General features: G+C 63.6%; 7 protein-coding genes. All 7 read right to left on the reverse strand.

What is annotated here, in order from left to right; translation table 11 throughout:
- Positions 1 to 472: 472 nt before the first annotated feature.
- The 7 genes from J5M71_RS09010 to J5M71_RS09040 all read right to left on the reverse strand — a co-directional run bounded on the left by J5M71_RS09010 (position 473) and on the right by J5M71_RS09040 (position 15,546).
- The gene (locus J5M71_RS09010) at positions 473 to 1,246 is read right to left on the reverse strand and encodes an enoyl-CoA hydratase (protein WP_207831593.1); all 774 of its coding nucleotides are present in this window, start codon (positions 1,244 to 1,246) and stop codon (positions 473 to 475) included.
- 13 nt (positions 1,247 to 1,259) lie between these two features.
- A complete protein-coding gene (locus J5M71_RS09015) occupies positions 1,260 to 2,387 on the reverse strand; it encodes an acyl-CoA dehydrogenase (RefSeq protein WP_025338375.1) in 1,128 nt (375 codons plus the stop codon).
- Between the two features lie 8 nt (positions 2,388 to 2,395).
- On the reverse strand, positions 2,396 to 3,589 hold the full coding sequence (locus J5M71_RS09020; RefSeq protein WP_207831595.1) for an acetyl-CoA C-acyltransferase: 1,194 nt from the start codon (positions 3,587 to 3,589) through the stop codon (positions 2,396 to 2,398).
- Positions 3,590 to 3,600: 11 nt separating this feature from the next.
- Positions 3,601 to 4,368, reverse strand: coding sequence for an SDR family NAD(P)-dependent oxidoreductase (locus J5M71_RS09025; RefSeq protein WP_207831597.1), 768 nt, complete (start codon positions 4,366 to 4,368; stop codon positions 3,601 to 3,603).
- 13 nt (positions 4,369 to 4,381) lie between these two features.
- On the reverse strand, positions 4,382 to 6,028 hold the full coding sequence (locus tag J5M71_RS09030; protein ID WP_207831599.1) for an acyl-CoA synthetase: 1,647 nt from the start codon (positions 6,026 to 6,028) through the stop codon (positions 4,382 to 4,384).
- 128 nt (positions 6,029 to 6,156) lie between these two features.
- Complete coding sequence (locus J5M71_RS09035; RefSeq protein ID WP_207831601.1) at positions 6,157 to 10,704, reverse strand: NEL-type E3 ubiquitin ligase domain-containing protein; 4,548 nt, start codon at positions 10,702 to 10,704, stop codon at positions 6,157 to 6,159.
- 321 nt (positions 10,705 to 11,025) lie between these two features.
- Complete coding sequence (locus tag J5M71_RS09040) at positions 11,026 to 15,546, reverse strand: NEL-type E3 ubiquitin ligase domain-containing protein (protein ID WP_207831603.1); 4,521 nt, start codon at positions 15,544 to 15,546, stop codon at positions 11,026 to 11,028.
- Between the last annotated feature and the right edge of the window lie 16 nt (positions 15,547 to 15,562).

The following is a 15,562-nucleotide window of genomic DNA, read 5'->3' on the forward strand; positions in this document are numbered from 1 at the left end:
CTCTTTTACAGGGGGCGGCAGTCTAAGGCGCTGCGTCGCGTGGAGCAACTGCAAATGGGTGTGAATTTGCTTCTATTGCTCGGAATCCGCTGGTCGGTGCAAAGAAGATGCTTGGTAGGGGCCGTGGAGCATGGCGGGGAATTGGGCCAGGGCCGCTAGGTGCTCGCCACAGCATTTGCAGCGTCTGGAAGATCGAGCGCCGCCCGCGCGGCGCATCGCGAGCGAAGCTCGCTCCTACATCTGTTTCGGGCCAGTCGATCCTGAGGCAGAGGCGCGCGGCCCTTTGGTGTCCACCTCGATATCGTGAGGAACAAACAAGGCGGTCGCGCGCGTTGGCGCAGGCGTTACTGGCCCAAAACAAATGTAGGAGCGAGCTTCGCTCGCGATGCGCCGCGCGGGCGGCGCTCGATCTCACAGGCGCCGGACCTCTCAAGGCATGCACCCAGAGGCCCAGCGCAAAACCCCAACCAGATCAACAATCCTTGAACTGCGCCTCACGCTTGGCAATGAACGCAGCCATACCTTCTTTCTGGTCTTCAGTGGCAAACGCCGCATGGAACACCCGTCGCTCAAAGCGCACACCCTCGCTAAGGGTGACTTCGAACGCACGATTGACGCTCTCTTTCACCATCATGCTCACCGGAATCGACTTGCTGGCAATGGTCGCCGCCACCTTCAGCGCCTCTTCCACCAGCTCCGCCTGCGGCACGATACGCGCCACCAGGCCAGCACGCTCGGCTTCCTCAGCGCCCATCAGGCGACCGGTCAGGCACAGTTCCATGGCCTTGGCCTTGCCCACCGCGCGGGTCAGGCGCTGGGTGCCGCCCATGCCCGGCAGCACGCCAAGGTTGATTTCCGGCTGGCCGAACCTGGCATTGTCCGCCGCCAGGATGAAGTCACACATCATCGCCAGCTCGCAGCCGCCGCCCAGGGCAAAACCGGACACTGCAGCAATGATCGGCTTGCGCCGGTTGGCAATACGGTCGGAATCGCTGAACAGGTCGTCAACGTAGATTTGCGGGTATTGCAGCTCGGCCATTTCCTTGATGTCGGCGCCAGCGGCAAAAGCCTTGGCGGAGCCGGTCAGCACCACGCAGCCGATGTTCGGGTCACGCTCGAGCTGGTCCAGGGCCTGGTTGATCTCGCCGACGATCTGCGCGTTCAGCGCGTTCAGCGCCTGCGGGCGGTTGAGGGTGATCAGGCCGACCTTGCCGTGGATGTCCAACAGGATGGTTTCGAATGCCATGCAGACTGCTCCTTCAAAGATTGCGCGCAATGACCATGCGCTGAATGTCGCTGGTGCCTTCGTAGATCTGGCAAACCCGAACGTCGCGGTAGATCCGCTCCAGCGGGAAGTCACTCAGATAGCCATAACCGCCCAGGGTCTGCAAGGCATCCGAACAGACCTTTTCGGCCATTTCCGAGGCAAACAGCTTGGCCATCGAGGCCTCCACCAATGCCGGGCGCCCGGCATCACGCAGTGCGGCAGCATGCAGCACCATCTGCCGAGCCACGGCAATTTTCGTCGCCATGTCGGCCAGGCGGAAAGCCACCGCCTGGTGCTCGATCAGCGCCTTGCCGAAGCTCTGCCGCTCGTTGGCATAGTCGCGCGCCACTTCGAACGCAGCACGGGCCATGCCCACCGCCTGCGAGGCGATGCCGATGCGGCCGCCTTCGAGGTTGGCCAGGGCGATCTTGTAGCCCTCGCCTTCGGCGCCCAGGCGGTTGGCCACCGGCACACGCACATTGTCGAAGACGATCTGGCAGGTGTCGGAGGCGTGCTGGCCGAGCTTGTCCTCGACCCGCGCCACTTGATAGCCGGGCGAATCGGTAGGCACGATGAAGGCGCTGATACCGCGCTTGCCAGCGTCCGGGTCGGTCACGGCGAACACGATCACCACCCCGGCGTTCTGCCCGGAGGTAATGAACTGCTTGCTGCCGTTGAGCACGTAGTGGTCGCCATCCAGACGAGCACGGGTCTTCAGGCTGCTGGCATCGGAGCCGGCCTGCGGTTCGGTCAGGGCAAAGGCACCGAGCATCGCACCGCTGGCCAGCGGGGTAAGGAACTGCTCTTTCTGCTGCTCGCTGCCAAAACGCAGGATCGGCACACAGCCCACCGAGTTGTGCACGCTCATGATGGTCGAGCAGGCGCCGTCACCGGCGGCGATTTCTTCCAGAGCCATGGCATAGGCCACGTAACCGGTGTCGCTGCCGCCCCACTGCTCCGGCACCAGCATGCCGAACAGGCCCAGCTCGGCCATCTCCTCGATGGCCTCCTTGGGGAAGCGGTGTTCCTTGTCCCATTGCTCGGCAAACGGCTTCAGGCGCTCCTGGGCAAAGGCGCGTACCGCGTCGGCGATCTGTTGTTGCTCGTCAGTTACCAGCATGCTTCACCTCAGTACAGGCATTCGACAGCCATGGCCGTGGCCTCGCCACCGCCGATGCAGATGGCCGCCACGCCACGGCGCAGGTTGTTCTGGCGCAGGGCCGACAGCAGGGTCACCAGGATGCGCGCACCGGAAGCGCCGATCGGGTGGCCGAGCGCACAGGCGCCGCCATGGATATTGACCTTGTCGTGTGCCAGGTCGAGGTGCTTCATGGCCGCCAGGGTAACCACGGCGAAGGCCTCGTTGATCTCGAACAGGTCGACCTCGGCCAGATTCCAGCCGGTGCGTTTCATCAGCTTGTCGATGGCACCGATCGGCGCGGTCGGGAACAGAGCCGGGGTGTCGGCGAAGGCGGCGTGGCCGTGGATCACCGCCAGCGGCTTGAGGCCGCGCTTGTCGGCTTCGGAGCGGCGCATCAGCACCAGCGCCGCAGCGCCGTCGGAAATCGAGCTGGAGTTGGCGGCGGTTACCGTGCCGCCTTCGCGGAAGGCCGGCTTGAGCTGCGGGATCTTGTCCAGGCGCGCCTTGGGCGGCTGTTCATCGTCCTTGATGACGCGCCTTTCCTTACCCTCGGTGACTTCCACCGGCACGATCTCGGCAGCAAACCGGCCACTCTTGATTGCGTCCTGGGCACGGGTCAGCGAGGCAATGGCGAACTGGTCCTGGGCTTCGCGGCTGAAGGCGTTGGCCTGCGCGCAGTCTTCGGCAAAGGTGCCCATCAGGCGGCCTTTGTCGTAGGCGTCCTCCAGGCCATCCATGAACATGTGGTCGATGATCTTGCCGTGGCCCATGCGGTAGCCGCCACGGGCCTTGTCCAGCAGGTACGGCGCGTTGGTCATGCTTTCCATGCCACCGGCCACCACCACATCGGCGGTGCCGGCCAGCAGCAGGTCATGGGCCATGATCGCCGCCTGCATGCCCGAACCGCACATCTTGTTCAGGGTTGTGCAGGTGGTGTGCTTGTCCAGCCCGGCGCCCAGCGCGGCCTGGCGGGCCGGGGCCTGGCCCTGGCCGGCCGGCAGCACGCAGCCGAACAGCACCTGTTCGACATTGGCGGCATCGATGCCGGCGCGCTCCACGGCGCCACGGATGGCCGCGCTGCCCAGTTGCGGTGCAGTCAGGCTCTTGAGGTCGCCCTGCAGGCCACCCATGGGCGTACGCACGGCGCTGACGATAACGATCGGGTCATTGGCGAGGGTCATGTTCATTCTCCTTACTTGGCAGCCATGCGCAGTGCACCGTCGAGGCGAATCACCTCACCGTTGAGCATGCTGTTCTCGATGATGTGACGGGCCAGCGCGGCGTATTCCTGCGGGCGACCCAGGCGCGGCGGGAACGGTACACCGGCAGCCAGCGAGGCGCGTACTTCCTCGGTCATGCCGGCCATCATCGGCGTTTCGAAGATGCCAGGGGCAATGGTCATTACACGGATGCCGAAGCGCGCCAGTTCACGCGCGGTCGGCAAGGTCAGGCTGGCGATGGCACCCTTGGAAGCTGCGTAGGCGGCCTGCCCGATCTGGCCGTCATAGGCGGCGATGGAAGCGGTGTTGATGATCACCCCGCGCTCGCCACCCTCATCGGCAGCCCCTTCGGCCATGGCCGCAGCGGCCAGGCGCAGCAGGTTGAAACTGCCGATCAGGTTGACGTTGATGACCTTGGCGAAGCTGGCCAGGCCATGCGGGCCCTGTTTGCCCAATACCTTTTCGGCACCGACGATGCCGGCGCAGTTGACCAGCCCATGAATGCTGCCAAAAGCGCTGACGGCCGCATCGACCGCCGCCTGCGCCGCTTGCTCGTCGCTGATGTCGGCCACTGCGAAACGGGCGTTGTCGCCCAGCTCGCGGGCCTTGGCTTCCACGGCCTGGGCATTGAGGTCGACCAGCATGACCTTGGCGCCGGCCTCGACCAGCATCTGCGCGGTTGCCGCGCCCAGCCCGGAGGCGGCGCCGCTGACGATGAAGTGTTTGTTGGCTATTTGCATGATCGGTTTCCTTTCAGGCGCTGGCAGGGGTGGCCTGTTGCGCTTGTTGTTTGGCGACTTCCTGATTGCGCAGGATGAAGCGTTGCAGCTTGCCGCTCGGGGTCTTGGGCAGCTCGCTGACGAATTCGATTTCTCTTGGGTAAGCATGGGCGTACAGGCGTTGGCGCACGTGCTGGCGCAAAGCCTCTTCAAGCTCGGCGCTGCCCTGGCAACCGCTGGCCAATACCACGAAGGCCTTGATCAACTCGGTACGCTCGGGGTCCGGTTTGCCAATCACCGCCGCTTCGATCACCGCCGGGTGCTCGATCAGGGCGCTCTCCACGTCGAACGGGCCGACCCGGTAGCCGGAAGTGGTGATCACATCGTCGCTGCGGCCGACGAAGCTGATGCTGCCGTCCTGGTTCAGCTCGACGGTGTCGCCGCTGAGGTAGTACTTGCCGACGAAGGCTTTGGTCGGCAGGCCGTGGTAGCCCGCGAACCAGCACAGCGGCGACTGCTCGCGGTCGACCGCGAGGATACCCGGCTGACCGGCGGGCAGCTCGTGGCCCTGCTCGTCCAGCACCACGATGCGGTGACCAGGGATGGCGAAGCCTGCCGAGCCGAGATGTACCGGGTGCTGCAGGCCATGGTGGTTGCACAGCACCATGCCCAGCTCGGTCTGCCCGTAGTGATCGTGGATGGTCACACCCAGTTCGTCGGCGAACCAGCGGATCACTTCCGGGTTGAGCGGTTCGCCAGCACTGCTCACCACTCGCAGGCGGCCCTTGATCGGCGCGGCGAAACCATCCCCGGCAGCAATCAGCAGGCGGTACGCGGTGGGCGAGCCGGCCAGGTTGGTGATGCCCAGCTTGTCGATCACCCGCGCGCAGCTTTCAACACTGAACGGGCCATCGTAGAAGGTGGTGGCATGGCCCAGCGACAGCGGCCCAGTGACTGCGTAATACAGGCCATAGGCCCAGCCCGGGTCGGCCAGGTTCCAGAAGTTGTCCTCGGGGCGCAGATCGATGGCATCGCGCATGTAGCCCTGGAACGCGACGATGGCGCGCAGCGGCACTTCCAGCGGTTTGGCCGGGCCGGTGGTGCCGGAGGTGAACATCAGCAGGAACGGGTCGTTGCCCGAGCGCATCACCGGCTCGCATACGTCTGCGGCACTGTCCAGACACTGCTGGAAGTCCAGCTCGCCGCTGCGGGCCTTGACAGTGATGATGGTCGGGCAGGCGTGCACATCGTCCAGCTTGGCGCGGTTGTGGCTGTCGGTGATGACCACCCGGGCATGGGATTGCTCAAGCCGGTGCTCGATAGCCTTGGGGCCGAACGCAGTGAACAGCGGCTGGTACACCGCGCCGAGGCGCCAGGTAGCGAGAATGGTAACAAGCAGCTCGGGGGTTCGCGGCATCAGCCCGGCAACCCGATCACCGGGGCCTACGCCCTGCGTCTTGAGCACGTTGGCGAAGCGGGCGGCCTGGTTTTTGAGCTGATCGAAGCTGTAGCGGGCACTGTTGCCATCGCGGTCTTCGTAGATCAGCGCCAGCTTGCCCTCACCGGCATGGCGGTCACAGCATTCGACACAGGCATTGAGGGCTTCGAGGTTGCCATGCAATGCCGCCGCAGCGGCCTGGGCATGGTCGAACGCACGAGCGGCCTCGGCGTAATCGCGCATCGTCGGACTCCTGGTTTCTTGTTTTTGGAGTGAACCATCGGTCCGATGATGTTCGCGCCGCGCAGGCGGCGCGACAATGGCCAAAGCTGTCAATCTGGATGATCGGTTTGGCCGCTTGTACAGGATTGCTACACAGGGGTTTCCAATGCTTCGCGGGTCAGTCTCAAGGCCAGTGCGGCTAACGCCATCTCGCGCTCCCTTCGCAGGTTCGTGGCCTGACGCAGGTACTCCTGATGACCCAATGCTGCTTCACTGGTGGCTGCCGACTCCCACTGGGTTTCGACAGCCTGCCATCGTTTCTGGAACGCATCATCGATGGCGGAGAATGCCTCGGCGTGCTGTTCACGCAAGGCTGCTACCCAGAAGTCGCGCTGACTGATGAAGACAGCCCGCTCCTCGCCCGTTTCGGCGCTCAGTACCTGCTGATAAGCGTTGTCCAGATCCGCTTGGGTGACACCTGCCAGAGAGCCGAACAGCATGTTTCTCGGCTGCCCCAGCAGGTTCAGGCGCTCGGCCAGGCCGGTGCGGAAGGCCAGGCTCACCTCCACCTCCTCCTCTGCGTGCGTAACCTGCCACTGCCCGCTTCCGTAACGTTCATCCATGAACGCCCGGGCCAGGGCATTGACCCTCTCCAGGCGGAACAGCCGCTGGGCAAGTTGCATGCGCTCGACGCTGGTGGCACCGGGCGCGCCGTTGTGAGTGAACTGCGACACGTGCATCTGCACCTCAAGGTTGCTGAAACAATGCGCCACACTGTCGGCGCACGTACGCGGATCAGCGGCAATGTCGAACAAGTCCTGACGAATGCGAGGGTCCTCGGCGGCCGCTCCGACAACGCGCCAGACCCGCTCGGCAGTAGCCTGCGCAGCGGCCCTGAAATCGGCACTCTCGACCAACTCGTCGAGCAGCCCGAAGAACGCGTCACTACCCGGCATGGCACGTAGCGTGTCCCACTGCGTACTACGGGCCGTGTAATCAGCTGCATCAAGGGTCGACAGCCACCTGTTGGCGGACAGTGCAGGCTCGACATTCTCGATAGGCGCCAAGCGATGTCGAAGCAATTGGCTGTCAAGTGTCGCAACAACCGGGTTGCCAGTAAGCACCATCATTTGGCGCCGCATCACACGGGAACGCAGCAGTGCGGGTGGCAGGGCTTCGATCTGGTTATTGCGAAAATCGATGAACGTGAGCCGTTCGCAGCGTTCGAGCTCTTCGGGCATCGCCCGCAGGCCGGCACTTCGCATGACCAGCGCATGCAAGTCAGCCAGTCGCCCGACCCGCAAGGTAGCGGCGCCGAGCGGGTTGTCACTCAGGTCGAGGTGGCGCAACGCGGTAAGGCCGGCCAGCACATCGGCCTGTGCCTGTGTCAGACGCAGACGGTTACCGGCCAGGGTCAGCTCGCGCAGATCGTGAAGGCGTTCCAGCCCCTGTGGCAGCGCGTGAAGTTCGTTGAAACTCAGGTCCAGGTTCTGCAGGGAGGGGAAATTCTCAAGGAAGCCCGCGGGCAACACCGTGAGCCGCAAATTGACCAGGGTCAAACGCGTCACATGAGAAAAGTCAGTGCCCGCAGGAATATCGGGCAAATCCCCCAACGGCCAATTGGAAAGGGACAAACGCATGCTCCAGCGTGGGTCCTCCCCGTTTTCGCCCTCCACGTCATCCTCGATCCGCGGCCCCTCCAGGCGCCAGACACGGCGAATTTCGTCGCCGGCCGACGTGCGCAGCCTCCACTGCCCGGCATCCCCCTGTCGCGCCCAGGCTCTCAAGCTGCGGTCCAGCGCTGCATATTCCATTTCCTGCCGCAGCAAGGTGGTAAAGGGAGAGGCCCTGCGTAGAAGCAAGAAGTGAATGAACCGCTCGACCTGTGCTTCGCTGAAACCGGGGTAAAGGCTACGAACCCGGCGCCGCAGGGTACACGCCGGTGACTCCATGCACGAAAGCACAGGGCCGAGGGGGTAACCCACACGGCCATCGCCCAGGCGCTGGATCATTGCGCCCAGTGGCCTGGCTTCTCGCCAGTCCAGCAATGCAAGCAAGGCCTTGCGATCACGCGGCAACCAGACCTGCATACTGGCCCGGATGAGGCCAGGCACGTCTTTACCAACCCAACCCGAACGCTGAAGGAAACTGTCAGAAAGTACTGCCGCCAGTACTTCGAACACACCTTGCGGCTCCGCAACCTCAAGCTCGCTGGCCAGGCCTCTTTCGTCATACAGTTGGAAGCTGCCGTCTTTCCATACCAGGTCGAAGGTCTGAGTTGCATCACCAAAGGCTGGCAACAACCGGTCCTGCACCGCGCCAGTGGAAGTCCGGTCGCGCAACACCAGGTTCATCTTTTCTGCGGCAACGCCTTGACTTCGCAGAAGCGCAAACACCAGACGCACCAGGTCGGCACAATAGCTGCCCTGCAGGTACAAGGCCTCGCGCATTCTTACCAGCCGCACCTCCAGCAGCAGGAGCCGCGCCTGCTGGGCCAAAGCCAACGGCAAGCGGAAATCCTCGACCATCCGCTGGCGCATGAACGGCGAAGCGGCTTTGAGCAGCTCCCGCGCATAAGCCTTGGGCAGGCCGGGGAAGTCGCGCCGGATCACCGCCGTCGCCGGGTCGTCTGGCAGGCTGGCTTCGGCGAAATGATCAAGCATGGGCTGACGCAAGCGCTGAGCCGCCTCGTGGATTGCATCCATCTGTTCGGCCGGGTCCTGGCCCTGCAGCGACAACTCCTCGACGCACCAACTCAGGCGCTCGGCGTACTGCGGCCCTTCACTGGTCTGAGCAAAAAAGGCTTCATTCTCAGCCTGCACCGCAAACCGCTGCAGCGTGTCTCGCAACGCGACCGGCAGCGGCCGGCTTTCCACCAGCAACTGCCGCAGCATCGCTTCATCCAGCCCGGCCACTGTCAGGATTTGCCCGACCTGCTCGTCAGACAGTGCCCTGGCAGCTGGCCACAGGGCGGTCAACAGCCTGGCATTGCCCTGCCACTCCAGGGGACGGTCAATCCGCAGCCACCAGCCACGCTCGCCATTGCCTCGCAAAGCCGGGCCGAACCGTTCGGTGCCATCCTGATGCAGCAACCGCCAGCTCCCTTCGCGGTCCTGGCGCACAGCGTAGAAGGTGCCCTGGTCATGCCACCAGAGCTGGTCGTCCCCAGAAAACAAGCCATCGTGCCGCTCGGTCAGCGAAATGTCGGAGCCTGCCGTACGATAAGGGCTCAGGGTATTCTGCCAGAGCCGCTGCGAGCCCGACTCGGTGGTAACGGGCTCGAGAGTGTCGGCAAAGGCGCAGCGGATGGTATGGATTCCCGCTGCGGCCGTTCCCAGCACAGCTACCGATGCGACCAGGTCCACCAGATGCTCCAGCGCCTCATGCCGATGCCCCTGCGCCCAGTGGCTGGCGCCTTCATAAACCTGGGTCAGCAACTGCCTGGCGAAGTCGCCCAGCAGCACGGCATTGATGGCTGGCACGAACAGCCCTGCCAGGCCAACCAGCGCCAACCCCGCCTCCTGGAGCGCTGCCAGCCGGTCAGTGCTGGCGCGCCGGTCCACCTCAGCCGTTGGCACCGCCAGGAAGCGGGCGTCTTCCCTGATGCGCGAGGCATGTCGCCTGGCCGCATCGAGGAAGGGATCATCCTTTAGCGCTAGCCGTGATGGCTGCAGGTCCGGTTGATCGTCACTCAAGCGCTTATCCAGTAACGTCAGGAATTGAGCCCGCTGGCTTAATGCGATGCGCTGGACGAACGCGCTTCTGAATGGCTCGTCCCGCATGTACCGGACCAGCGCATCATTCACCGCATCCCAGTCAGCAAACCGCCGCAAGGGCTGCTCATGGTCGTCCGGCAAGTACAGGATCACGCCCTTGAGGCTGTCTGGCGGGCCAGCCGGGAAATCACTCTGCCGACGCGGCGGTTCGACCAGTTCGAAGGCCATGGCACCTTCCACTCGGCAGTCGAGAACCTGCACGGCTCTGGCAATGCCATTCCAGCCCTGGGCATGGCGAGCCGCCTTGCCCTGGACAAGCAGACGGAGCATGTCCAGATCACTGTTTTTGAGCTGTGCCTGCAGCGCGGCGATTTCAATGACCAACGCCAGACCAGTGCGTTGATCATTGCCCAGGGCCGTGGTCAGTTCCGGTGTCAGCACCTGGTCAAGATGGCGCTGGTAAGCACCGCCGACATCGGCGTCCCGACACAAGGCGACCAGGTCATCGATCTGCCAGGTCAGTACCTGTGCCGATGAGCCATCGGCCGGTTGCTGCCTGATGACCGCCGTCTGTTCGAAGAACGACTCGCCATCCGTGAAGTTCTGCAACAATTTCTGCAACAACGGCTCGTAGACCAGCACCTGCTGCAGGTCCGGGGGCAACAGTCCCGGTAAGGGGTCGAACGGCCGAGCGATGGCGCGAAGGCGCTCTTCACGCCACACCACCTTGTCCAGGTCGAGTTGCACCTCGAGTTTCGCTTCGATGGCGGGACCGAGGCGGGCCTTGGCGAATTGATCGAGCGGCAGCAAGCGGCCCAATAACGGTGCCAGCTGCTTGCGGCTCGCCAGGTGAGCAGTCGACGCTGCACGCAGTGCATTGATCGATTCCTTCCTGGCCTTCTTCAGCCATTCAGGCAGTATCTCGACAATGAAGTCGTTTACCGGGTAGGCAAGCTTGGCATGTTCGTGCAGTTCAGGCATGGCGATCTCCAGGCGACAGGGAAGGCGATCACCCTCCTCCTGCACGAGCGCTTCGTGCAGGAGGAAATTCGGCTAGGCAAGATCGAGCCTGGGCGCATGGGAGGTTGCCCAGCCCTTTGGGCTGCGCTGTAGCGTAGGGAACCGAGTTCTCAAGCGGTCCGCGTACCCTGTGGGAGCGGCTTTAGCCGCGAAGAATCCAACGCGGTGCATGGCACCGGCTTCGCCGGTGTTCGCGGCTAAAGCCGCTCCCACAGGGATCGCGCCAGCCTCTAGAAATTGAGCAAGACAGTTGCTCCCACACGGCCCCCCTGAATCAATGACTTATGTGTTGTTCTGCGAGAGGGCCGGCACGTTCATTTCATCCTGGGTGAGCCGTAAGGCAAGCGCATCGTAGGCTTGCTCGGTATCCCGGCGCAGCTGCTTGCAGCGTTGGACATAAGCGCCGCTGCCCAGGGCTTCTTTCTCTTCCTCAAGCTCGTCGATCTGCTTGCTGAAGTCGCTGGAGATCTGCTCGAATGCCTCGGGGTAGCGTTCACGCAGGTACGCCTGCCAGTAGTCTCGCTGGCTGATGTAGCGAACCCGCTCATCACCCGCTTCGGCGTTCAGGACTGCCAGGTAGACGCGATCCAGGTCCTCACTGGCCACACCGGCAACCTGGTGGAACTGCATGCTGCGCGGTTGCCCGATCAGGTTCAGGCGGCTTGCCAGGCCTGTACGATAGGCCAGGCTGACCTCGACCTCATCCACCCCTCGCCCTTCGGCCAGCCGTGCCTGGAAATCAGCACGGGCAAAGTGCTCCACCTGATCGAGACGGAACAGGCGCTGTGCCAACTCCAGGCGGGCATTACGCGTGGCGACCGGGTTTTCACCATGAGTCACCTGCAGTACCCGCATTCGGATTTCGAGCTGACTGAAACAGTGCGCCACGCTGTCGACACAGGTACGCGGGTCTGCAGCCCGCTCGAACAGTTCATCACGAATCAGTGTATTGCTGGTCGCAGCGTCTATCATCGCCCACACCCTTCGCAACAGGTCGTCACGGGCCACACGAAAATCGGAACTCTCGGTCAGCTCTGCCAGTAGCTGGAAGAACTGCACATGCCCAGGTTCACCCTGCAGGGCATCCCACTGTGCAGCCTTGGCCGCCTGCTCGGGCTCGGCGAGCGCCCCAAGCCAGGTGGTTCGTGCCCGCAAAGGATCTGCAGCTTCAGCAGGCTCTTCAGCATCGGGAACCTGGCCATGGGCATGTTCCGCCTCCGGTCCAAGGAGACGCTCACGATCGGCTGCCGTCAGCGGATTACCATCGACCCACACCGCCCGACGCAAGGCCAACGGCGCATCGAGTAACGCCTGTGGCAGGCTGGATATCTGATTGCCGCGCAGATCGGCATACTCGAGCAGGCCACACCACTCCAGCCCCCTTGGCACCGCCTGCAGACCTGCCCGGCTCAGATGTAGCTCTCGCAGGCGCGATAACTGATTGAAGCGCAGGCTGATCGAGCCGAGCATGTTTTCACTCAGGTCGAGGATGCGCAGACGGGCCAGGCCTGCCAGCGCGTCGACATGTGGTGCCGTCAGCCGGATCCGGTTGCGGGGCAGCCGCAGATGGCGCAGGCGCGTCAGCCCGGCGAGGCCTTCCGGAATCGCACGCAAGGCATTGTTGCCAAGGTCCAGGCGGCGCAGCTCGGGGAAGGTGCGCAGAAAGCCGGCTGGAAGAGACTCCAGGCGCATACCGACCAGTACCATGTCCGTAATGTGGGTAAAATCCGTCCCCTCCGGCAGGGTCGGCAGGCTGCCCGCCGGCACGCCGATGATGCTGAGCCGCATTCCTCCGGGCTCACCATTGCGATAGATCACCCTCTCCCCTTCAAGGCGCCAGGCACGGCGAAGTGCATCGGCAACCGCCTGCCGGTGGCCACGGGTTGTCTCGGCAACTGCGTCAGTCCAAAGCCGCAGGGCTTGATCCATCCGTCGATAATCCCCCTCCTGACGCAACAGCGTGGTATAGGCCGAGCTCGATTGTGCCAATAGCAGCTGCAGGTACCGCTCTACCTCCTCATCATCGAAGGCGGGATAGAGGCTACCGATACGACGCCGCAGAACCTGCCCGTGCGCTTGACTGGAAGCGCCCCTGCCACTTAGCAGATAACCTGCCCGCCCATCGGCCAGACGATGCATGAGGGGCGCCATGGGCCTGGCCTCACGCCAGCCGAGCAGTCGTATCAGTTCCAGGCGGTCACGTGGCAGCCAAGTCTGAAACGATGAGCGGATACGCCCGGCAGCGTCCTCGCCCGTCCAGCCTTGGCGTTGCAGGAACGTGGGCGGCAGACAGGCCGCAAGTACCTCGAAAAGCCCCTCAGGCTGGGCGACCTCGATGTCGCGGGTACGGCCCATGTCGTCGAACAGTTCGAAGCGCCCCTCACGCCATACCATTTCCGTCACGGACTGCGCGCCATTGCGCTCAGGGAAAAGCCGATCCAGTACCGGCCCGGTTGCAGAGCCCTCGCGCAGCACCAGGTTCACCCCACCCGGTGTCAAGCCGCGGCGGCGTAGCAAGGAGAACGCCAGGGATACTGTATCGGCACGATAACTGTTAGGTAGATAAAGTACTTCGCGCATCCTGGTCAGGCGCGCCTGTTGCAGCGCGCCGCGCGCCCGCTCGGCCAATGCCAGCGGCACTCGCGCTTCGTTGGTCATGCGTTCGCGCGATTCGGCACTGGCGCTTTTCAGCAGATCCAGCGCATAGGCATCTGGCAGTCCGGGGAAGCTGCCCTTGAGTGTGGCCAGCAGTGGATCAGGGGCAAGGTAACGCTGGGCGAAATGCTCCAGCATCGGCCCGCGCAACCGTTCGGCCGACTGGCGGATCGACCGGGTTTGCTCTACCAGGTTCTCCCCTTGCAGTTCCAACGTGTCGATACACCACTGCAACGCTTCGGTGTCGTCGCCTGCCACATCCACTTGCGCAAAGAACGCATCGACCCGGGCATCGGCAGCAAAGCGCTCCAGCGTATCGCGCAACCTGATGGGCAGGGGGCGGCCCTCCACCCATAGCCCACGCAAATACGCCTCGTCCACATCCGCTACCGCCAGGATCTGAGTGATCCGCTCCGCATCCAGCTCTGCTGCGCCAGGCCAGAGACCTTTGACCAGCCTCTGCGCCCCCTGCCACGCCAGCGGACGCTCCCAGGCAAGCCGCCAGGCACGCTCACCATTGCTTTCCAGCGCCGGCCCGAACACGCCTGGCCCGTCGCGATGCAGCAATCGCCAAGTGCCCGCCGCATCGCGGCGTACCCTGTAAAGCACAGCGTCGCGCCGCCACCAGTAGGCCTGGCCATCGCTGAGCAGCCCATTGTCCAGTTCAGTCAAGGATGCCGTGGTCGAGCGCTGCTCATAAGGTTGCAGGTCGTAGCGCCACAGTCGCTGCTCGCCCGCCTCGGTGGTAACCGGCTCCAGCTGCTCGACAAAGGTACTGCGCAGCACCTGACCACCTGCTGTGACGGTGGCGCCAGTGGCCAGTGTCGCTGCGACCTCCAGCAGGTGCTCCGTCGCTTCGTGCTGGTGCCCCTGCAGCCAGTCGCCGCTCCCCTCGAACACATGGCCAAGCACCTGTCGGGCCAGGTCAACCAGCAGCAAGGCGCCAACGACTGGCACGAACAGACCCACCAGGTTCAGCAATACCAGGCCCGCCGTTTCCAGTGCCTGCAATCGCGCTGCGGCCGACCGGGCATTCGCCTGCGCCGTCGGCACAGCCAGGAAAGCAGCATCCGCCTCGATACGTCGCACGTGTCTGGCAGCCAAGCTTGCAAAAAGCTCACCGTCACTGGCAAGCAAGCCGGGCTCCAGGTCCGGCTCGTCATCCTGCAGGCGCTTGCGCAGCAGCAGTTGATAGTCCACCTGCTTGTCCAGGGCGATGCGTCGGGCAATTGCCTTTCGAAAATCGGCACCGCACATCAACCTGGCCAAGGTACGGTTTGCCGATGCCCAGTCGTCGAACCGTTGAAAGGGTTGCTCCCGATCATCTGGCAGATAGAGCAGCACCGCCTGCAAGCGATCCGGATTGAAAACCAGGCCAGGCATACCGCTAACGGTGCCAGTCCACTCGAATGCCAGTGCGCCGTCCACGGCTTGCCCAAGCACCTGCAAGACGCCCATACCCAGGCGCAGGCTCGAAGGCAACTGTGCAGGTTCGCCCTTGCCTAGCTGGCGTAGCATCCGTAGATCGCTGCCCGCCAATTGCCCTTTCATGGCCGCGATCTCGACAGCTGCCGCCATGCACAGCCGCGTATCCTTGGCCAACTGGCGCCTGAAGGCTGGCGTCAGCGTTTGCTTCAAGTGCTCCTGGTAAGCCTTACCCACATCCACCCTGCGGCACAGACTGACGATTTCATCGATCCGTTGGGTGAGAACCTGCTCAGCACCATCTGGTGCTTGCCCCTCACGGATCACCGCTGTCTGCTCGAAATAGGACTCGCCATTCTTGAAGTTCTGCAAGAGTTTCTGCAGCAGCGGCACCGTCACGAAATACGACTCGAAATTGCGCACCGAGCCCTGCACGACCTCCAGCCGGCGGCGTTCTTCCCGCCATCGGTCGTGGGTCACATCGATGTCCAGCTTCAGCTGATCCTTCAGCGCCTGCTCCAGGCGCTGGGCGGCAAACTGCTCGAGCGGCTGCAGCGCCTGCAGGGCCGCAGCCATGTCCTTCTGGCTCTGCAGATGCGCCGTCATGCTGGCACGCAAGGCCTGGACCTGCTCATGCGCAGCGTTTTTCAGCCATGGGGGCAAGTGTTCGCCAATGAAGTCATCAGCCGGGTGCAGCAGTTTTGCGGGGATCCTGTCGGGCATGGTCGAATACCTCTGA

This window comes from Pseudomonas sp. 43(2021), from assembly GCF_017490805.1.
In the GTDB taxonomy this organism is placed as follows: domain Bacteria; phylum Pseudomonadota; class Gammaproteobacteria; order Pseudomonadales; family Pseudomonadaceae; genus Aquipseudomonas.